A 19335-nucleotide genomic window follows, 5' to 3' on the forward strand; every position below is an offset into this window, starting at 1 on the left:
GATCAGCGAATGCTGTTCTCGTGCCCGTTGCTGTGCCCGCCGGGCGCCGGGATCGACTTCTGCATCTGCACGAGGAACTCGACGTTGGACTGCGTCTCCTTGAGCTTGTCGAGGATGACGCCGAGCGCGTGCTGCTGGTCGAGACCGGCGAGTGCGCGGCGCAGCTTCCAGGTGATCTTGACTTCGTCGGACGAGAGCAGCATCTCCTCGCGCCGCGTCGAGGACGCATTGACGTCGACGGCGGGGAAGATGCGCTTGTCGGCGAGCTGGCGCGAGAGGCGCAGCTCGCTGTTGCCGGTGCCCTTGAACTCCTCGAAGATGACCTCGTCCATCTTCGACCCCGTCTCGACGAGCGCGGTCGCGAGGATGGTCAGCGAGCCGCCGTTCTCGATGTTCCGAGCCGCGCCGAAGAAGCGCTTGGGCGGGTAGAGGGCCGAGGCGTCGACGCCACCGGTGAGGACGCGACCCGAGGTCGGCGCCGACAGGTTGTAGGCCCGGCCGAGACGGGTGATCGAGTCGAGCAGCACGACGACGTCGCGACCGAGCTCGACGAGACGCTTGGCGCGCTCGATCGCGAGCTCGGCGACGGTGGTGTGGTCCTCGGCGGGACGGTCGAACGTCGAGGCGATGACCTCGCCCTTGACCGTGCGCTGCATGTCGGTGACCTCTTCGGGCCGCTCGTCGACGAGCACGACCATGAGGTGCACCTCGGGGTTGTTCTGCGCGATGGCGTTGGCGATCTGCTGCAGCACGATCGTCTTGCCGGCCTTGGGCGGGGCGACGATGAGGCCGCGCTGACCCTTGCCGATGGGGGCGACGAGGTCGATGATCCGCTGCGTCAGCTTCTCGGGACCGGTCTCGAGGCGCAGGCGCTCCTGCGGGTACAGCGGCGTCAGCTTGCCGAACTCGACGCGCGTGGCGGCGTCTTCGACCGACAGACCGTTGATGGAGTCGACCTTCACGAGCGCGTTGTACTTCTGGCGGCTCGACTGCTCGCCCTCACGCGGCTGCTTGATCGCGCCGACGACCGCGTCGCCCTTGCGGAGGTTGTACTTCTTGACCTGTCCGAGCGAGACGTACACGTCCTGCGTGCCGGGCAGGTAGCCCGTCGTGCGGACGAAGGCGTAGTTGTCGAGGACGTCGAGCACGCCCGCGATCGGGATGAGGATGTCGTCCTCACCGATCTCCGTCTCGAACTCGTCGCCGCCACCGGCCTGGCCGCGGCGCTTGTTGTTGCGCTGACGCCCCCGGCCGTTCTGGCCCGCGGCGCTGTCGTCGTCCTCGGACGGGCTCGCCGCGGCGGGCGCGTTCCGGTTCGCGTTCGCGTTCTGGTTCCCGTTGGCGTTCTGGTCGTTGGCCTGACCGTTGCCGTTCGCGCCGTTCTCCTTGTTGCGATTGCGGTTGCGGTTGCGGCTCCGGCTGCGGCTGCGGCCGGTCGACTCGCCCTCGGCGTCGCCGGACTCGGACTTGGCCGAGTCGTCGGCGTCGGTGCCCTCGGCGGTGTCGTCGGATGCCGCCGGCTGCGCGTCTGCGGCATCCGCGGCATCCTTCTCGCCGGCTGCGGGGGTGCCCGGCGCGGTTTCGGCCGACGGCTCGTCGGCGACGTCCTTCTTCGCACCGCGGCCGCGGCCACGGCCACGAGCGGGCTTCTTCGGCGCCTCGTCGGCGGCGGGAGCCTCGGGGGTGGCCTCGGCACCGTCGGTGGTGTCGGCGGCCGGAGCATTCTCGTCTGCGGGCTCAGCGACCTCGGCAGCGGGGGCCTCGGAGGCGGCCTCGACCGGCGCCTCGGGGGTAGCAGCCTCGGCGGTTGCAGCCTCGGGGGCGGCGGCCTCGGGGGCGGTGGCCGGGGCGTTCTCCGCGGGCACGGCGGGAACGTCGGTGCTCTTCGCGCGGCGCGGCGCACGCTTGCGCGGCGCCTTGACGGGCTTCTCGTCGGCGACGACCGGCGCGGCGTCTGCCGGTGCCGAGCCCGCTGCCGGCGCGGCGGCGGGCTCGGCCACGGCCTCCGGCTCGACCTCGGCGGCGGGCGCAGCCTCGGGCTCGGCGACCGGCGTCTCCTCGACGGTCGCGTCGTCGACGGCCGTCTGCGGGTCGGTGGTGATGTCGGTGACGCTCTCGACGCTCTCGTCGATGGTCAGGTTCTCGGAGTTGGACTCCACGAGCTCTCCTCTTACACGGTGGATATGACAGAACCGCATCCGACGCCGTCCACGGCGGGCGCCCTCCACCTGACACGCTCTTCCGGCCGGCGGCGCGGGGCGTGGATCAGGGGTGTTCGCGGTGATTCGCAGAATCGCGACGGAGGCTCAGATCACAGTGGCTGTGGAACCCTCCGTATGGTCCCTCACCATACCACCACGCACATCGACGGCCAGCATCCGGGCATCCCACGGGGTGTCTGTGGTAACGGCGGCGATCTTCGCCGCCTCGAGGCGGCGCCCCGGGCCGTCCGCGAGGACGAGCACGCTCGGTCCCGCACCCGAGATCACGGCGGCGAAGCCTTCGGCGCGCAGCGCACGCACGAGCTTGTCGGTCTCGAGCATCGCCGGCGCCCGGTACGCCTGATGCAGCTTGTCTTCGGTCGCTGCGAGCAGCAGATCGGGGCTCTGCGTGAGCGCTGCGACGAGCAGCGCCGAGCGCGACAGGTTGAAGACGGCGTCCTCGCGCGGCACCTGCAGCGGATCGAGGCCGCGCGCCACCGAGGTCGACATCGTGAACTGCGGCACGAAGACCAGGGGCGCGACGCCGCGGTGCACGAGAAGCTTCTTGTGCTGCGGGCCGCCGCGTTCGTCGACCCACGCGATCGTCAGGCCGCCGAAGAGCGCGGGGGCGACATTGTCGGGATGCCCCTCGAGCTCGGTGGCCAGCCGCAGCAGCGCGTCCTCGCCGATCTCGACGTCGCCAGCCAGCAGTCCCTTCGCGGCCAGCAGGCCGGCGACGACGGCCGCGCCGGATGAGCCCATCCCCCGACCGTGCGGGATCGCGTTGACCGCCTCGAGCCGGACGCCCGGCATCGTCCGTCCGAAAGCCTCGTACGCGTACGCCATCGCACGCACGACGAGGTGCGATGCGTCGGTGGGGACGTCGGCAGCGCCCTCGCCCGAGACCGAGATCTCGAGTCCGGGACCCGGGAGCTCCGTCACGACGAGCTCGTCGTAGACGCTGAGGGCGAGCCCGAGCGTGTCGAACCCCGGCCCGAGGTTCGCGCTCGTGGCGGGAACCCGGACCGCGACCGATCGGGTCACGCGGACGCCTGCGGCGCCAGGTCGAGCACCGAGGCGACCTCGCTCGTCGTCGCATCGACGACGATGGGCTCGGCGTCGGTGCCGTCGGGGTTGCGCAGCGCCCACTGCGGGTCTTTGAGACCGTGGCCGGTGACCGTCAGGACGACGCGCGCCCCGGCCGGGATGGCCCCCGCCTCGGCACGATCGAGCAGGCCCGCGACCGAGATCGCCGAAGCCGGCTCCACGAACACGCCGGCGGTGCTGGCCAGCAGCTTCTGCGCGGCGAGGATGCGGTCGTCGTCGATGGCGCCGAACCAGCCGTCCGTGGCATCGCGAGCCTCGAGCGCGAGGTCCCACGACGCCGGGTTCCCGATGCGGATGGCGGTGGCGATGGTGTCGGGGTTCTTCACGACCTCGCCGCGGACGAGCGGGGCCGAGCCGGCGGCCTGGAAGCCGAACATGCGCGGCACCCGGGTCGCGACGCCGCGGGCGGCCTCCTCGCGGTAGCCGCGGGAGTACGCCGTGTAGTTGCCCGCGTTGCCGACGGGGATGAAGTGGAAGTCCGGGGCGTCGCCCAGCTGCGACACGACCTCGTAGGCCGCCGTCTTCTGACCGTCGATGCGGTCGGGGTTGACCGAGTTCACGAGGTGGACCGGGTAGTGGTCCGCCAGCTCGCGGGCGATCTCGAGGCAGTCATCGAAGTTGCCGCGGATCTGGATGAGCGTTCCGCCGTGCGCGACGGCCTGGCTGAGCTTGCCCATCGCGATCTTGCCCTCGGGCACCAGGACGGCGGCGGTGATGCCGGCGTGGGCGGCGTAGGCCGCGGCGGATGCCGAGGTGTTGCCGGTCGACGCGCAGATGACGGCCTTCGCGCCGTGCTCGACGGCGCGCGAGAGCGCCACCGTCATCCCGCGGTCCTTGAACGAACCGGTGGGGTTCATTCCCTCGAACTTGACCCACACGTCGGCGCCGGTCAATCGCGACAGCTCTCGTGCGGGCACGAGCGGCGTGCCCCCCTCACCCAGGGTCACGACCGTCGATGCGTCCGTGACGTCGAGCCGGTCGGCGAACTCGCGCAGGACTCCCTGCCAAACATGTGCCATGTCAGTCTCCTTCTACCCGCAGCACCGAGACGACCCGGGTGACGACGCCGCTCGCGCTGAGCGTGCCGACGGTGTCGCTGAGGTCCTGCTCGCGTGCCGTGTGCGTTCCGATCACCAGGCGTGCGGTGTGCACGTCGTCCCCGGTGACGATGGTCTGTTCGAGGGTCGCAATCGAGACGCGCCCGTCGCTGAGGAGGCCGGCGACCGCGGCGAGCACGCCGGGACGGTCTTCGACCTCGAGGGTGATCTGGTAGCGCGTCGTCACGTGCCCGATCGGCACCACCGGGAGGTTCGCCCGGGTGGACTCCCCCACCCCGACGCCACCGGCGATGTGGCGGCGGGCCGCCGAGACGACGTCGCCGAGCACGGCGGAGGCGGTCTGCACGCCGCCGGCGCCGGCGCCGTAGAACATCAGGTCGCCCGCCGCCTCGGCCTGCACGAAGACGGCGTTGTTGGCGCCGTGCACGCTCGCGAGCGGGTGATCGCGCGGAACGAGCGCCGGGTAGACGCGCACCGAGATCGTCTCGCCCGACGGCGAGACCTCGGTGTCGGACAGGCGCTCGCACACCGCCAACAGCTTGATGACGTAGCCGGCCTTGCGGGCGGCATCCATCATGTCGGCGTCGATCTGGGTGATGCCCTCGCGGTGCACCGCGTTCAGCGGGACGGCGGTGTGGAACGCGAGCGAAGCGAGGATGGCCGCCTTCTGCGCCGCGTCGTACCCTTCGACATCCGCGGTCGGGTCGGCCTCGGCGTAACCGAGGGCCTGAGCGTCGGCGAGCACGTCGGCGAAGTCGGAGCCCTCACGGTCCATCCGGTCGAGGATGTAGTTGGTCGTGCCGTTGACGATGCCCATGATCCGCTGCACGCGGTCGCCGGCGAGCGAGTCGCGCAGCGGGCGGATGATCGGGATGGCGCCGGCCGCCGCCGCCTCGTAGTAGATCGAGGCACCCACCTGGTCGGCCGCTTCGAACAGCTCGGGGCCGTGCGTGGCCAGCAGCGCCTTGTTGGCGGTGACGATGTCGGCGCCGGCCCCGATGGCCTGCAGGATGCTGGTGCGCGCGGGCTCGATGCCGCCCATGAGCTCGATGACGATGTCGGACCCGACGAGCAGCGGCTCGGGATCGGTCGTCAGCAGCTCGCGCGGCAGGTCGACGTCGCGGGGCGCGTCGAGGTCGCGTACCGAGATGCCGACGAGGTCGAGGGCGGCTCCGGCGCGATCGGCCAGCTCGTCTCCGTGCTTGAGCAGCAGCGCGGCGACCTGCGAGCCGACGGCGCCGGCTCCGAGCAGGGCCACGCGCAGGCGGCGGTAGTCCGTCATTCGGCTCCTTCGATGGGGATGCCCGCGTCGCGGGCGAGAAGATCGTCGATCGTCTCGCCGCGCACGATGACCCGGGCCGCACCGTTCGAGACGGCGACCACGGGCGGGCGCGGGACGTAGTTGTAGTTGCTCGCGAGAGAGAAGCAGTAGGCGCCGGTCGCGGCCACGGCGAGCAGGTCGCCCGGAGCGACGTCGCCGGGCAGATACTCGGCGTCGACGACGATGTCGCCGGACTCGCAGTGGCGACCGACCACACGGGCCAGGGTCGGCGCGGCGTCGCTCGTGCGGCTGGCGACGCGGGCCGAGTATGAGGCGCCGTACAGCGCCGGGCGGGCGTTGTCGCTCATCCCCCCGTCGACGCTCACGTAGAGACGCTCGAGCTCGTCGCTGACCCGGACGGGTTTGGTGGTGCCGACCTCGTAGAGCGTGACGCCGGCGCGGCCGACGATCGAACGCCCCGGCTCGAAAGCGAGGGCGGGCAGCGGGATGCCGCGTGCGCCGCACTCCCGCGCGACGGCACCGACGATGCCGTCGGCGAGCTCTTCGATGTCGGTCGGGTCGTCGACGCTCGTGTACGCGATGCCGAAGCCGCCGCCGAGGTTCATCAGCGGCACGTCTCCCCCGGCGAGCAGGCGCGCGTGCACGTCGACCAGGCGCGAGGCCGACTCGGCGAACCCGGCGGTGCCGAAGATCTGCGATCCGATGTGGCAGTGCAGCCCGAGGAAGCGCAGCGACGGCAGCTCGCGGATGCGCGCGACGACGCGTTCGGCGTCGGCGAGGGCGAACCCGAACTTCTGGTCCTCGTGGGCGGTCGCGAGGAAGTCGTGGGTTTCGGCGTGCACGCCGCTGTTGACCCGCACCAGGACAGGCTGCACCGCGCCGCGCGCGGCAGCGATGTCGGCGAGCCGGTCGATCTCGATGAGGCTGTCGACGATGACCGAGCCGACGCCGAGCTCGACGGCACGGGCCAGTTCGAGCGGCGACTTGTTGTTGCCGTGCAGGCCGAGGCGAGCGGGGTCGGCACCGGCGGCAAGGGCGACGGCGAGCTCGCCGCCGGTCGCGACGTCGACCGCCAGCCCTTCTCCGGTCACCCAGCGCACGACCTCGGTGCTGAGGAACGCCTTGCCGGCGTAGTAGACGCGTGCCGTCGTGCCGTGCCGCGCGGTCGCCGCGTCGAACGCCTGCCGCACGCGGCGAGCCTGCGCCACGACGGCATCCTGGTCGAGCACGTACAGGGGCGTGCCGAACTGCTCGGCGAGGTCGGTGGCCGGCACCCCGCCGACGGTCAGAACGCCCTCGGCGGTGCGGTCCGCAGCGGGCGGCCAGATCGCCGCGACGAGCTCGTTCGCATCAGTGGGAGCGTGGAGCCATTCCGGCACGGCGGGGCGGACGTCGGACGCGGACACGGGAACACCAATCGGGAGGAGCGTTGACCGTGCGGCAGACGGGGCCGCGACGGTGCCGCCAGTCTAGGACACAGCCCATACGCCCCCGTTCGCATGACGCCCGGCGTCGGGTCGGGTGCCGCTGCGCTCAGCCGCTCAGCCCTCGTCGGCGGGCGCGGTCGTCAGGCGCTCTACCGCGCGGCGGATGCGTGCCGACCGGGTCGCGCCCGGTGCCGCCGTGAGGATCGGATGCAGCACGGAGTACCTTTCGGCGGCCCGCAGGCTGGCGAACGCCGCCGCCGCTGCCGGCGATGCGGCGAGGGCGGCGGCGAGGTCGTCCGGAACGGCTGCGGCGGCTTGTCCGGCGTAGGCCCGCTCCCACCGGCCGTCCGCGCGCGCCCGGTCGATCTCGGCGTGGCCGCGCGGCCGCATCCGGCCGTCGGCGATGAGGCGTGCGACGATCTCGACGTTGCGCTGCGACCAGACCGACCGCGCACGTCGCGGCGTGTACAGCTGCAGGAACGTCGCGTCGTCGCGGGCGTTGCGCCGGCCGTCGATCCATCCGCTGCACAGCGCCTCGTCGAGCGCTTCCGCGTAGGTCAGCGACGTCGGCGCGGTGACGCCCTTCTTGGCGAGCACGAGCTGCACGCCGTCCGAGGTGTCTTCGTGAGCGTCGAGCCAGGCGCGCCACGCGGCGGCGTCGGCGACGATCAACGGCTCGGCCGGCGTCGCGGCATCCTCGGTCATCCCATCCCCCGACTCGGCGCGGTCAGGCGCAGGTCCCGTTGGCCTGCAGGGCGGGATCGCGGATGATCGCGCCGTCGACGTCGACCTCCGCCACGAGGGCACCCGGTTCGACGCGCACTTCGCGCACCGTCAGGCCCGCGGGCAGGCGGTCGCGCACGCAGATCGGATACGACCGCAGCACCGCGTCAGCGGCCGAGCCGAACCGCTCGCGCAGCGCATCGCCCGTCAGCTCGGCGCCGCCCAGGCGCACGGCCTCGGGTGAGAGCACGATGTCTCCGTCGGTCACGCTCGGTCGCAGGTCGAGGCCGAGCGGCACCGTCAGCGCGAAAAGGGACAGCTCGACCTCCACCTGCACGTCGGGCGGGGCGAGCACGATGCCGGTGTCGGGCACGCCCTCGACCTGGGCGAGCAGGGTCTGCAGCTGGTCCTCCGAGAACACGACGGTGGCCTCGGCTGAACCGATGTCGCCCCCGTCCGTGCGGATCGGGACCTCGCGGGCGCGCACCGACACATCGGCGACGACATCGCCGAGCGGGACGTCGGCGCTCGATACGTCGAGCCGGTCGAGCGTTCCGCCGAGCACCTGCGGCAGCACCGGCTCGTCGACACCGACATCCACCTGCTGGTCCTCGGGCAGGGCGAGCTGCGTGATGACCTGCTGGCGCACCGTGCTCGTGACGATCTCGCGCGTGATGTGCTCGGCGACGAACCACGCGGTGATCGCGAGTCCGATCACCACGACCGCGGCGATGATCCAGGGCAGGGCCCGACGACGGCGACGGCGACGGCTCGGCGCAGGAGCGGACGCCGTCGCCTCGGGCAACGGCAGCGTGGGCTGCGTCTCGCCGCTCACCGGGTCACATCCGCTCGGGAGCGCTGACGCCGAGCAGGTCGAGCCCATTGCGCAGCACCTGTCCCGTGGCGTCGTTGAGCCACAGGCGGGTGCGGTGCAGGTCGGTGACCGCCTCGTCGCCGAGCGGGGTCACCCGGCAGTTGTCGTACCAGCGGTGGTAGAGGCTCGCGAGCTCCTCGAGGTACCGCGCGACGCGGTGCGGCTCGCGCAGCTCCGCGGCGAAGGCGACGACGCGCGGGAACTCCTGCAGCGCCCCGAGGAGAGCCGACTCGGTCTCGTGGTCGAGCAGCTCCGGCGCGAACGCGTCGCGGGTGACACCCGAGTCGGCGGCGTTGCGCGCGACGTTGTGGGTGCGGGCATGGGCGTACTGCACGTAGAAGACGGGGTTGTCGTTCGTGCGCTTCTGCAGGATCTCGGGGTCGAGCGTCAGCGGCGAGTCGGCGGGATAGCGCGCGAGCGAGTAGCGCAGCGCGTCCGTTCCCAGCCAGTCGCGCAGATCGTCGAGCTCGATGATGTTGCCGGCCCGCTTCGACAGACGCGCACCGTTGACCGACACGAGCTGTCCGATGAGCACCTCGATGTCCTTCTCGGGGTCGTCACCGGCCGCACCCGCGAGCGCCTTGAGACGGTGCACGTAGCCGTGGTGGTCGGCGCCCAGCAGGTAGATCTTGTGCGCGAAACCGCGGTCGCCCTTGTTGAGGTAGTACGCGGCGTCGGCGGCGAAGTAGGTGTACTCGCCGTTGGAGCGGCGGATGACGCGGTCCTTGTCGTCGCCGAAGTCGGTCGTGCGCACCCACACGGCGTCGTCCTGATCGAAGACATGCCCCTGCGCGCGCAGCCGGTCGACGGCCTGATCGACGAGGCTCGGCCCTCCGTCCGCGGGGGTGGCGTGCAGCAGGCGCTCGCTGAAGTACACGTCGAAGTGCACGTTGAACTTCTCGAGCGACTGCTTCAGGTCGGCCATCTGCAGCTCGTACCCGAGGTCGAGGGCGACCTGCTCCTGCTCGTCCGGCGACAGCTCGAGCAGGTCGGGACGGGCGCCGAGCACGCGCTGGGCGAGGTCGTCGATGTACGCCCCCGGGTAGCCGTCCTCGGGCGTGGGCTCGCCCTTCGCGCTGGCGAGGACCGAACGCCCGAAGCGCTGCATCTGCGCGCCGGCGTCGTTGATGTAGAACTCGCGCACCAGCTCGGCACCGCTGGCCAGCAGCAGGCGCGCGATGGCGTCGCCGAGCGCGGCCCACCGCGTGTGGCCGATGTGCATCGGGCCGGTGGGGTTCGCACTGACGAACTCGAGGTTGATGCTGTTGCCGGCCTGGCTGTCGTTGCGACCGAACGCCTCGCCCGCCTCGACGATCCGGCGCGCGAGGGCGCCGGCGGCGGCGGCATCCAGTCGGATGTTGATGAACCCGGGACCGGCCACTTCGACCGAGGCAACGCCGGGGGTCTCGGCGAGCGCCGCGGCGATCTCGACGGCGAACTCGCGCGGGTTGGCACCGACGCGCTTGGCCAGCTTCATCGCCGCGTTCGACGCCCAGTCGCCGTGGTCGCGGTTCTTGGGCCGCTCGAACACGAAGTCGGCGGCGGTCAGTCCCTCGCTCGACCCGGGGCGTCGCGCCTCGGCGAGCGGGGCGACGACGGACAGGAGCGCTTCGGCGAGGGCATCGGGATTCATAGCCCTCCGATTCTAGGCGGGCCGCCGGTGATCGCCGTCCGTGCGGATCAGGCGATCGAGACGAACGCGACGTGATCGTCGGCCACGGGATCCGCGACCGAGCCGTCTCCGTCCGCGATGGCGGCGTCGACCCGCAGATGGGTCAGCGCGATGTTGCCGCCGTAGTAGCTGAGGAAGGCGCAGTCGGCGGCGTCTCGACCCGTCGCGATACGCACGAGACCGCGCCGGTTCGACAACCGGGTCGCGTCGACGACGTACCAGGAGCCGTCGACATAGGCCTCGGCCACCGCGTGGAAGTCCATCGGTCGCAGGCCGGGCGCATAGCAAGCGACGTACCGCGCGGGAACGTCCATCGCCCGCAGCAGCGCGATCACGAGGTGCGCGTAGTCGCGACATACGCCCTGCCCGCTGGCGAGGGTCGTGACCGCCGAGTCGGTGCCCAGGCTCAGCCCGGGCGCGTAGGTGGTGTTCGTCGCCACGAAGTCGCTGACCGCCGTGATCAGTTCTCGCCCGTGCAGCCCGCGGAACTGCCGCCGAGCCTGCGCGAACACTTCGTCGGACTGCGCGTAGCGGCTGGGCCGCAAGTACGCGATGGTCTCGAGCTCGCTGGTCGGCGCCGGGGCGGCCGTCCCGGCGACCACCGCGCGGTACCGCACCGACACCGTGCCCGCCTCACCCGCGAGACGGTGGATGCGGCTGCCGCCGGCGGATCCGGCAGGATCGATGATCTCGGTGGTCGCGAGCTCGCGGCCGCCGAGCGTAACCGTCAGGCTCTCCTCGGCGAAGGGCACCGCGCGCGCGGCCGCGACCTGCAGGATGACGTCGACGGGACCGGTCATCTGGAGATCGAGCTCGGCCGTCAGGATGCGCTGCACCGGGCAATCCTCGCACGCGTACGACCCGGTTCGACCGGGCCCGAGCTGCACCGCGCCCGCATGACGTACCCTCAGCGTGTGCACACCCGAATCGCACTCCCCCGCCGCCGTCTGACGTGGGCCGTCACGGCTGTCGCGGTCGCCGCCGTCGCGATCGCTCTCGCCGCCGTGTGGCGCCCCGCACCGGCTCCCGCCGCCCCTGCGGCTGCCGCCGGATCGGCGGTCGTCGCAACGGATGCCGCACCGCTGAGCCTGCCCGCGGGTGCGCGCGTCCTCGTCTTCGGCGACTCGTGGACCTACGGCTCCGCCGCGAACACCCCGACCGAGGGCTATGCCTACGTCCTGGCCGAACGCACGGGCTGGACCACCATCGTCAACGGCGTCCGTGGCAGCGGCTACCTCAAGCCCGGCATCGACGGCCCGTCGTTCGGCGACCGCATCGCCGCGCTCGACCCGGCGCTGGACCCCGACCTCGTGATCGTGCAGGGCTCCATCAACGACCGCAAGCAAGGCGCCGCCGGCTATCGGGATGCCGTCGACGCGGCGTGGGACGACCTGGCCACCACCTATCCCGAGGCCCGGATCGTCATCCTCGGCCCGGCGCCGCAGGTGCTGCCGATCGAGGCCGAAACAGCCCGCATCGACCGCGACCTCGCCGACCTCGCCGCCGCGCGCGGCTGGTGGTACCTCTCCCCCATCGCGGAGCAGTGGATCACCGACGCCAACTACCGCGACGTCATCGACACGAGCGCCACGGGCCGCGACCACCCCTCGACCGCGGGACACGCCTACCTCGCCGACCGTCTCGCGGCGGACCTCGCCGCGATCACCGAGGCCCCGGCCGTGGCCGCCGAGCCCGCGCCGCAGCCCCTCGTCCCCTGACCGGGATGGTCGAGTCCGCGCGCCGCGCGGTGATAGTCTCGATCGGCACGCCTCCGTAGCTCAGGGGATAGAGCGTTGGTTTCCGGTACCAAAGGTCGCTGGTTCGATTCCAGTCGGGGGCACCCATACGCCGAAGGGGCAGTCGAGTGATCGACTGCCCCTTCGGCATACCCGCCCGCTTTCAGCCGGCGAGGTGGATGCCGAGGTCCGTCCGGCCGGGATGGATGTCGCTGCGCAGCGCGCGGGTTCCGCGGTAGTCGCCGTCGCGGAGGGCGCGGTAGCGGCGCGGCGTCTCGTCGCTCAGCCCCGCGATGCGCGTACGCAACCGCTCGGCCTCGCGGTCGACGCCCGCGGCATCCAATCCGTCGGCGTCGTACACCACGTGCAGATCGAGCGTCTCGATGCCCACGTACCAGAGCGCGCCGTGAGTCAGCGGGAACAGGAGCGAGTCGAGGTCGCCGCTGATGCCGCGCTCCCCGATCGAGCGCTCGTCCTCCCCCACCGTCACGACGACGAGCGCGCGACGGCCGGAGAGTCCGCCGTCGCCGTAGCGCCGCGGAACGCCGAGCTCGGGATCCATGTCGCCGTACGCGAAGCCGTTGGTGAACACACGGTCGATCCAGCCCTTGAGGATCGCGGGCGGCCCGTACCACCACAGCGGGAACTGCAGCACGAGCAGCTCGGCGGCAGCGAGCTTGCGCTGCTCCTCGAGTACGTCGTCCGGGAACGGGACGCGCCCGTACGCGCCTCCCGCCGGGCCCGACGCGGTCCCGAGCGTGACGTCGAGCTCAGCGTCCGGGAGCACGGGCGAGAAGCCCTGCGCGTACAGATCGGATGTCGCGACGCGGTGCGTCCGCGTCAGCTCGGTCACACCTTCACCGAACAGGCGGGCGTTGAACGAGGTCGAACGCGGGTGCGCGAACACCCAGTGGGCGGTGTTCGGCGTCGGCTCGTGCGAGATGGTCATGATGCCTCCGGTCGGGTGATTGTCGGATCGGTCAGGGCCTGCAGCACGCGCGTGAGAACGGCTCGAGCGGATGTGGCGCTGATGCGCCCGTCGAGGGCGGCTCGCGACAGGGAGTCGCCGGCGCCGACGAGCGCCTGCGCCCCGGCGCCGTCGAGTCGCGCGCCGCAACTCGCGAGGGCCTCGTCGCAGAGCGCGAGGTAAGCGGCCTCGGCCTCGCGCCGCACCTCCACTAGCGTCGCCGAGCCGTCGAGCGCCGAGACGACATCGGCCAGTTCGCGCCCCTCGGCGAGCGAGCAGTCGATGTACGCGCCCGCGACGGCTCGGCACACGCCGTCCAGGTCGGGATCGGTGTCGGCGAGCGCGGCGATGAGGGTCGATCGCTGCTGCTCCTCGAACGCTCGGTAGAGCTCGGCAAGAGCGCCCGCCCGGTCGCCGAAGTGGTCGTAGACGACGGGCTTGGTCACGCCGGCGCGCTCGGCGAGGCGTCCCAGGGCGAACTCGTCCGTCCCCGCTTCGCGGATCAGCTCGCGCGCCACCGCCAAGAGCTGCGCGCGCCGTTCACTGCGCGGCATCCGTCGCCGTTGCGTCGTATCGTCCACCCGACCTCCCCGTCAAGTTACCAATGGTAGTTTGTCAGGAGGTGGTGGGACGCCACCCGAGCCTCGGCTCGAGCTCCACGGCCTGTTAGGTTTCTCTCGTGTCGACCGATCGCGAACGTACCCCGGAGCCATCGGCCGCTCTGAGCCGACGGTCGATCCTTCTCGGTTCCCTCGCAGCCGGCTGCCTCGTCCTCGCGAGTTCGAAGACCGCACATGCGCTCACATACTCCGTCAAGACGCCCGCCGAGCACGCCGCCCTCCCTATTACGTGGGGATACCCGTTCGCGGTGCGTGCAAACCGCGGCTCGGGTGTGGATGGATACCCTGGCCCCACATATGGCGGGCACATCGGCGCGGACTACTACGTCGATCCGCGCATCGGGACCCCCATCCTCGCTGTCGCGGACGGCACGGTGACGGCAGTTGGCGATGACGGCGACGTGAGCCGAGGTGTGTTCGTCGTCGTCCAGCACGCCGCCGGCGTGCGGTCGGAGTACCTGCACATGCAGCGAGGAAGCCCGCGAGTGAGCGTCGGGCAGCGCGTCTTCCGTTGGACACCGCTCGGACTGACCGGAAACACCGGCGATGTGCGCCCACGCACAGTTGCGAATGCCCACCTGCACCTCGCCATTTTCTCGGGACCCCACCGAACCGGAACAGTCTGGAACCCGGCGTGGCTCATCGAAGGCGCTCCGCTTCCCACGACATCACCGACTCAGCCAACTCCGGTGTATCGGTTCTGGAGCGCCACATATGCGGGCCACTTCTACACCGCAAGCGCCGAGGAGCGCGATGCCGTCGCCGCACGATGGCCCCACATCTGGTCCTACGAGGGCCAGGCTTACACCGCCTTCGCAACCCAGGTCGCTGGAACGGTGCCGCTCTACCGGTTCTGGAGCGCCCAGTACAACAGCCACTTCTACACAACGGGTGCTGATGAACGAGATGCAGTCATCGCGCGTTGGCCAGACATCTGGTCATACGAGGGAGTCGCGTACTACGTGTACCCGGTAGACGCAGTCATCGCGAACACCGTGACCGTCGCGCGATTCTGGAGCGCTTCGACGCGGCACCACTTCTACACTGCGAGCGCAGCCGAGCGAGATGGCGTGATGTCCCGCTGGCCCGACGTTTGGCAGTACGAAGGCGACAATTTCCGCGTTCCAGCGAGCGGTGTCGCCTCATGAACAGCGAGATGGAGCCCCGATCATGACAGCGATTTCTCCTGCTCGCCGCCGGGAAGCGTTCATGCCGCTCCTCGGCGGGGCGGTCGCCCTGATTCTTGCCGGGTGCGCGACGACCGCGCCTGGCGCGCTGGCTCCAACACCCCTTGCAGCGACCTCTCCCTCGGAGTCGCCCTCCAGTCCCACACCGACACCCGGGCGCGAAGCAACCCCGGATCCCGCGGTGGAAGCTTCGTCGCCCTCGACCGCCGCACTGCTGGACGCATGCCTCGAGATCGTCGCCACGAATGACGCTGCCGCCCAACAGCTGAGCCGTTCTACTGTTCTTCGCTCCGAAGCACGATCCGCGCTACGCCCGGACGACCTTCTTTATGTCGTCGTACCGATCAGCGACCCGACAGTCGATCTCCGCGTGGAGTATGCCTGCCTCCTCACCTCGGACCTCGCGTTGGACTCGACCTGGGCTCGAGTGGCACCCGAGGTCGACGACTTCGACCAGTGGGCCACGGCTACGGAGCCTGAGCAGGGTCCCTGACCCGCTCGAACACACAGAGACGCCCGGGACGACAACTCGTCTCGGGCGTCTCTGCAGTCATCCGGCTGCGAGCCGGTACGTCGGGCTCAGGAGGACTTTTCGTCCTCTTCCGGCTCGAAGGTCGATGCGGTGCCGGTGTGACCGGCGGCGACACCGTCGGGAGCGGCGGGGATCGTGCCGTCCTTGCCCAGACCGCCGGGCTCGCGCGTGCCCTCACTGTCGTCCTCGCCGATGGGGACCTCGACGTCCGGGCCCTCGTAGGCGTTGTCGTCGGTGTCGCGGTGCGATTCGTTCGAGGTCATGTCATTCCTCTCCTCGGTGAGTGACGGCGTATGCGCCGTCCGGTCAGATGAAGGGTGCCAGAGCACCCGCCGTGAGCGCGAGGGCTCCCGCCAGGGCACCGGATGCGGTAGCCGCCGTCCGGATGTTGCGACGGATCACGCTCTTGCGTGCACGATTGCCCGGCGCGTCGGTGGTCAGCAGCGAGTGCTGAGCCTCCTTGAGCGTCGCGTAGCGGCCGATCGGCGTCGCGTGACCGTCGAGGGCGATGAAGTGACCGTCCGACGAGGTGTCGATCGAACCGATGAACTCACCGTCGGTGGAGGCAACGTAGAAGCCGGGCGCGACGGTGGACCAGGTGATCCGTCGCGCGGTGAGGACGCGAGGCGCCGCGGGCGCCTCCATGACGGAGGTCATGCTGCTGCAGCCAGCGTGCGCGTCGCACGGACGGGCGCCGCTACAGGGGTGACGGCAGCCGTGTGCTCGAGGTCGACGACGAGCCCGGCCGACGAGCTGGCCGACTTCGCCATCTCTGTCAGGAGCGCCGAGTCCAGCTTCTCGGACTCGGCGGAGTCGAAGACGAACCGCAGCGGGATGGACGGCTGCAGCCAGATGGTGGAGCGGCCGGATGCCTCCCCCGCCGGGTGCTTCCACGTCAGCGTGAAGCTCTCGGAACGGCGCAGCTTCGTCGCCGCGAGCACCTTGATGTGTGCAAGCAGCCGGTCGGGGATTTCGATCGACTCGGACGCGTTGCCGTAGAACAGCTGGCCCATGGTGACTCCTCAAAGACGCTGGATGACTTGTTCGCAACGCTACTAGTTGTGAAAGTATCTCGTCAAGTTAGATATCTGGTAAGGTATGAACATCGCGAAAACAGCGGAGGTGCATTCATGACCGGGTTCTTTTACGACGACGACCGTCAGCGTGCGACCAGCGCGCTCGAAGCTCTGCGCTTGTATCAGGCGGCGGAAGCCGCGATGCGACGCCGGACACGAGAGTCCATGTCGATGGGCGAGAACGAACTGCTCGTCGTCCGACAGCTGCTTCGGGCCCAGTCGCGCGGGCAGCAGGTGAAACCCGGCGATGTTGCAAAGTACCTGGGCATCTCGACCGCAAGCACGACCAGCCTGCTCGATCGTCTCGAGAGCGCCGGCTACCTCCGCCGCGTCCCGCACCCGAGCGACCGGCGCAGCGTCTATCTCGAGCCGACGGAACGCGCCGACGACGAAGTGCGGGCGACGCTGTCGACGATGCACGACCGGATGCACCAGGTCGCAGCCGAAACGTCGCCGGAAGCGACGGAAGCGGTCATCGACTTCCTCACACGCATGCAGGAAGCTGTCGACTCGGTCGAGCCCGCCTCCGTACTCCGCCGCTGAGGCGATGTCACCAAACGGGTCTCACCGAACCGGCGGCTGACACCGCGGGCACCACCACGTCCGGCGGCGCTCCGGATCGTCGACGACCTCCGCGCGCACCCGGATCGAGGTGCCGCAGCGAAGACAGGGCTTCCCCGCCCGGCCGGCGACCCAATGCGAGCGGCCGCGTCGCGCATCGCCGGTCGTGACCTGGTACATCCCCGGCACCGTGGCGGAGAGACGGAGGGCTCGGGCCGCGCGCGAGACCAGCGCGCCCGCATCCACCGAACCAATGGGGGCGAACGGGTGCGCGCCCGAGAGGAAGGCGAGCTCGTTGACCCACAGATTGCCCAGGCCGGCGACATTGCGCTGATCCAGAAGGGCCGCCACGACGGTGCGATCGGGATGCTGCCCGAGCCGGGCGACCGCCTCGGCGGCATCCCAGTCCGGCCGCAGCGGATCCGGCCCGAGGTACGCGAGGGCCCCGGCGACGTCCGTCTCTCGCATCAGCTCGACGATCGGCATGTCGATCCCCCAGAGCGTCCGCTCGTCGTCGAGCTGCGCTCGCACGCGCGCGCGAGCGGCGACGGATGCCGGCAGCCGCCGCCCCGGACCGGTGATCGACCACGAGCCCTGCATCAGCAAGTGGGTGTGCAGCGCCCATCCCGGTGACAGCTGCGTCACCAGGTGCTTGCCGTGGGTCTCGAACCCGCTGAGCGTCCAGCCCGCGAGAGACGTTCCCGCTGCGGCTCCGGACCGCAGCTCACCGTCGACGATCGACCGCCCCGACACCTCTCGCCGCAAGCGCGCCGCGAGGCGGAAGACACTGTCACCCTCGGGCATCCGCGTCTTGCTCCTCGCGTGCGATCGTCATGCCCCCAGTCTGCCTGCGGCCTCTAGACCGCGGCCCGTCATCCGTCAACCGTTCGAGATCGTCCCGGCCTGCGGCGATCATGGCCGCATGAGCGAGATCACCGCACACAAGGGCCTCTTCAACGACATCGAGCTGCACGTCGACGACACCGGCGGGTCGGGTCGCCCCGTCGTCCTGATCCACGGATGGCCGCTGGCGGCCGAGTCGTGGTCGGAGCAGATCCCCGCGCTCACCGCGGCGGGGTATCGCGTCGTGGCGTACGACCGCCGCGGGTTCGGGCGCAGCGACAAGCCGCGCTCGGGCTACGACTACAACACGTTCGCGACGGACCTCGCGGCGGTGCTCGACACCCTGGACCTGCGCGACGCGACCCTCGTCGGCTTCTCGATGGGCGGCGGCGAGGTCGCCCGCTACATCGCGAACCACGGGCAGGACCGACTGCGCAGCGTCGTCTTCGCCGCCGCGGTGCCGCCGTATCTCGCCCAGACGCCCGACAACCCCGAGGGCCCCCTGACGCAGGAGGCGGCGGATGACATGGAGCGTGGCCTCCGCGACGATGAGTCGACCTTCTACGACGGCTTCACGACCCAGTTCTTCTCCGCGAACGGCGAGCTGAAGGTGACGGAAGAGCAGCGGCAGCAGGCCATCGCCCTCACGCGCCAGGCTGATCACCACGCGGCGTTGAAGGCGATGGAAGCCTTCGGCACGACGGACTTCCGTCGCGACCTCGCGGCGGTCACGGTCCCCGCGCTCATCATCCACGGCGACAGCGACGCGACCGTCCCGTTCGAGGGATCGGGCAAGCGCACGCACGAGGCGCTGCCGGGAAGCGAGCTCGTCGTGATCGAGGACGCCCCCCACGGGCTGAACGTCAGCCATGCTCGCGAGTTCAATGAGGCGCTGCTGACCTTCCTCGACACGTAACCCGCCACACGCGCACAGGGCCGCCTCGTCGAAACGAGGCGGCCCTGTGCGCGTTCGCGAACGGTCAGAGGTCGAGCTTCTCGTTCTTCCCGTCGTACGTCTCACCCGTGATCTTCGACTTGATGAGGCCGATGGCCGTCGCGATGCGGCCGCCCGCGCTGCTCCAGTACTCCCCCGAGATCGCGTCGATGCGCAGCAGCGTCACGCGCGGGTCGTCGGGGCCGTCCGGGAACCACGCCTCGAGCGTGCTCGACCAGTACTCCTCGAGCCGGGCGCGGTCATCGACGATCGTCGCCGTGCCGGCCAGCGACACCCATGCGTCGGAGCTGCTGAGCGAGACACCGACGCCCGGACGCGACGCGATGTGCGCCGCGATGGAGCTGTCGCGACTGATGACGAACCACAGGTCGCCGTCGAATTCCGCCTCCTGCACGGTGAGCGGACGGGACGTCAGCTTGCCGTCGGGGTCGACGGAGGTCACCATCGCGAACCGGAAGTCCGGCAGAAGCTCGGCGAGGGTCTTGCGGGGGTCTTCGTTGTCGTCGCTCATCGT

The 19335-nt window shown here is 70.6% G+C and carries 20 protein-coding genes and 1 tRNA gene; 5 read left to right on the plus strand and 16 right to left on the minus strand.

All coding sequences use genetic code 11. The features are described from left to right. Window positions 1–2: 2 nt before the first annotated feature. The 9 genes from rho to PUW82_RS12770 all read right to left on the minus strand — a co-directional run bounded on the left by rho (window position 3) and on the right by PUW82_RS12770 (window position 11180). On the minus strand, window positions 3–2198 hold the full coding sequence (gene rho / locus PUW82_RS12730; protein ID WP_420792756.1) for a transcription termination factor Rho: 2196 nt from the start codon (window positions 2196–2198) through the stop codon (window positions 3–5). A 108-nt stretch (window positions 2199–2306) separates the two neighbouring features. After that, window positions 2307–3245, minus strand: coding sequence for a homoserine kinase (thrB, locus tag PUW82_RS12735; RefSeq protein ID WP_274222641.1), 939 nt, complete (start codon window positions 3243–3245; stop codon window positions 2307–2309). Beyond that, entirely contained in the window at window positions 3242–4327 is a 1086-nt protein-coding gene (gene thrC, locus PUW82_RS12740) for a threonine synthase (protein WP_274222642.1), read from the minus strand. Before thrC ends, thrB begins: the two co-directional genes overlap by 4 nt. A 1-nt stretch (window position 4328) precedes the next feature. After that, window positions 4329–5648, minus strand: coding sequence for a homoserine dehydrogenase (locus tag PUW82_RS12745; protein WP_274222643.1), 1320 nt, complete (start codon window positions 5646–5648; stop codon window positions 4329–4331). Then, on the minus strand, window positions 5645–7054 hold the full coding sequence (gene lysA / locus PUW82_RS12750; RefSeq protein ID WP_274222644.1) for a diaminopimelate decarboxylase: 1410 nt from the start codon (window positions 7052–7054) through the stop codon (window positions 5645–5647). Before lysA ends, PUW82_RS12745 begins: the two co-directional genes overlap by 4 nt. Before the next feature lie 135 nt (window positions 7055–7189). Beyond that, entirely contained in the window at window positions 7190–7780 is a 591-nt protein-coding gene (locus PUW82_RS12755) for a YdeI/OmpD-associated family protein (protein WP_274222645.1), read from the minus strand. A gap of 22 nt (window positions 7781–7802) precedes the next feature. Further along, window positions 7803–8633 carry an LmeA family phospholipid-binding protein gene (locus tag PUW82_RS12760; RefSeq protein WP_274222646.1) on the minus strand — a complete coding sequence of 277 codons (831 nt, stop codon included), beginning with the start codon at window positions 8631–8633 and terminating at the stop codon, window positions 7803–7805. Between the two features lie 4 nt (window positions 8634–8637). Further along, window positions 8638–10305 (minus strand): arginine--tRNA ligase, encoded by a 1668-nt coding sequence (locus PUW82_RS12765; RefSeq protein ID WP_274222647.1) that lies wholly within the window; start codon window positions 10303–10305, stop codon window positions 8638–8640. 47 nt (window positions 10306–10352) lie between these two features. Beyond that, window positions 10353–11180 carry a transglutaminase-like domain-containing protein gene (locus PUW82_RS12770; protein ID WP_274222648.1) on the minus strand — a complete coding sequence of 276 codons (828 nt, stop codon included), beginning with the start codon at window positions 11178–11180 and terminating at the stop codon, window positions 10353–10355. 78 nt (window positions 11181–11258) lie between these two features. Between PUW82_RS12770 and PUW82_RS12775 the strand changes: the two genes are divergently transcribed. Together PUW82_RS12775 and PUW82_RS12780 are read left to right on the plus strand one after the other, a co-directional pair. Then, window positions 11259–12062: an SGNH/GDSL hydrolase family protein gene (locus PUW82_RS12775; RefSeq protein ID WP_274222649.1), complete on the plus strand. Its 804-nt coding sequence runs from the start codon at window positions 11259–11261 to the stop codon at window positions 12060–12062. Window positions 12063–12111: 49 nt separating this feature from the next. Next, window positions 12112–12184: transfer RNA gene (locus PUW82_RS12780), tRNA-Arg, on the plus strand. Window positions 12185–12243: 59 nt separating this feature from the next. Here the strand turns inward: PUW82_RS12780 and PUW82_RS12785 are convergent. Together PUW82_RS12785 and PUW82_RS12790 are read right to left on the minus strand one after the other, a co-directional pair. Continuing rightward, complete coding sequence (locus tag PUW82_RS12785; protein ID WP_274222650.1) at window positions 12244–13029, minus strand: NAD(P)H-dependent oxidoreductase; 786 nt, start codon at window positions 13027–13029, stop codon at window positions 12244–12246. Beyond that, window positions 13026–13628, minus strand: a complete 603-nt coding sequence (locus PUW82_RS12790; protein WP_274222651.1) for a TetR/AcrR family transcriptional regulator — start codon at window positions 13626–13628, stop codon at window positions 13026–13028. The genes PUW82_RS12785 and PUW82_RS12790 overlap by 4 nt, the downstream gene beginning before the upstream one ends. Before the next feature lie 311 nt (window positions 13629–13939). On the opposite strand from PUW82_RS12790, the gene PUW82_RS12795 reads away from it, so the two are divergent. Continuing rightward, the gene (locus PUW82_RS12795; protein WP_274222652.1) at window positions 13940–14815 is read left to right on the plus strand and encodes a peptidoglycan DD-metalloendopeptidase family protein; all 876 of its coding nucleotides are present in this window, start codon (window positions 13940–13942) and stop codon (window positions 14813–14815) included. Window positions 14816–15433: 618 nt separating this feature from the next. On the opposite strand, the gene PUW82_RS12800 is transcribed toward PUW82_RS12795, so the two are convergent. From PUW82_RS12800 to PUW82_RS12810, 3 genes are read right to left on the minus strand one after another with little or no spacing between them, the layout of a single operon-like run. Beyond that, window positions 15434–15649, minus strand: coding sequence for a hypothetical protein (locus PUW82_RS12800; RefSeq protein WP_274222653.1), 216 nt, complete (start codon window positions 15647–15649; stop codon window positions 15434–15436). 43 nt (window positions 15650–15692) lie between these two features. Continuing rightward, the gene (locus tag PUW82_RS12805; protein ID WP_274222654.1) at window positions 15693–16043 is read right to left on the minus strand and encodes a peptide ABC transporter permease; all 351 of its coding nucleotides are present in this window, start codon (window positions 16041–16043) and stop codon (window positions 15693–15695) included. Then, window positions 16040–16399 (minus strand): DUF7882 family protein, encoded by a 360-nt coding sequence (locus tag PUW82_RS12810; RefSeq protein WP_274222656.1) that lies wholly within the window; start codon window positions 16397–16399, stop codon window positions 16040–16042. The genes PUW82_RS12805 and PUW82_RS12810 overlap by 4 nt, the downstream gene beginning before the upstream one ends. Before the next feature lie 117 nt (window positions 16400–16516). Here PUW82_RS12810 and PUW82_RS12815 point away from each other — a divergent pair, with 117 nt between their 5' ends. Then, window positions 16517–17005 carry a MarR family winged helix-turn-helix transcriptional regulator gene (locus PUW82_RS12815; RefSeq protein WP_274222657.1) on the plus strand — a complete coding sequence of 163 codons (489 nt, stop codon included), beginning with the start codon at window positions 16517–16519 and terminating at the stop codon, window positions 17003–17005. Between the two features lie 21 nt (window positions 17006–17026). Here PUW82_RS12815 and PUW82_RS12820 read toward each other — a convergent pair whose 3' ends face one another. Next, window positions 17027–17827: a DNA-formamidopyrimidine glycosylase family protein gene (locus PUW82_RS12820; protein WP_274222658.1), complete on the minus strand. Its 801-nt coding sequence runs from the start codon at window positions 17825–17827 to the stop codon at window positions 17027–17029. A gap of 118 nt (window positions 17828–17945) precedes the next feature. Here PUW82_RS12820 and PUW82_RS12825 point away from each other — a divergent pair, with 118 nt between their 5' ends. After that, window positions 17946–18782 (plus strand): alpha/beta fold hydrolase, encoded by an 837-nt coding sequence (locus PUW82_RS12825; protein ID WP_274222659.1) that lies wholly within the window; start codon window positions 17946–17948, stop codon window positions 18780–18782. Window positions 18783–18846: 64 nt separating this feature from the next. Here the strand turns inward: PUW82_RS12825 and PUW82_RS12830 are convergent, their stop codons facing one another. Next, the gene (locus PUW82_RS12830) at window positions 18847–19332 is read right to left on the minus strand and encodes a pyridoxamine 5'-phosphate oxidase family protein (protein ID WP_274222660.1); all 486 of its coding nucleotides are present in this window, start codon (window positions 19330–19332) and stop codon (window positions 18847–18849) included. Window positions 19333–19335: the final 3 nt, after the last annotated feature.

Source organism: Microbacterium thalli, assembly GCF_028737325.1.
Taxonomy (GTDB): Bacteria; Actinomycetota; Actinomycetes; order Actinomycetales; family Microbacteriaceae; genus Microbacterium; species Microbacterium thalli.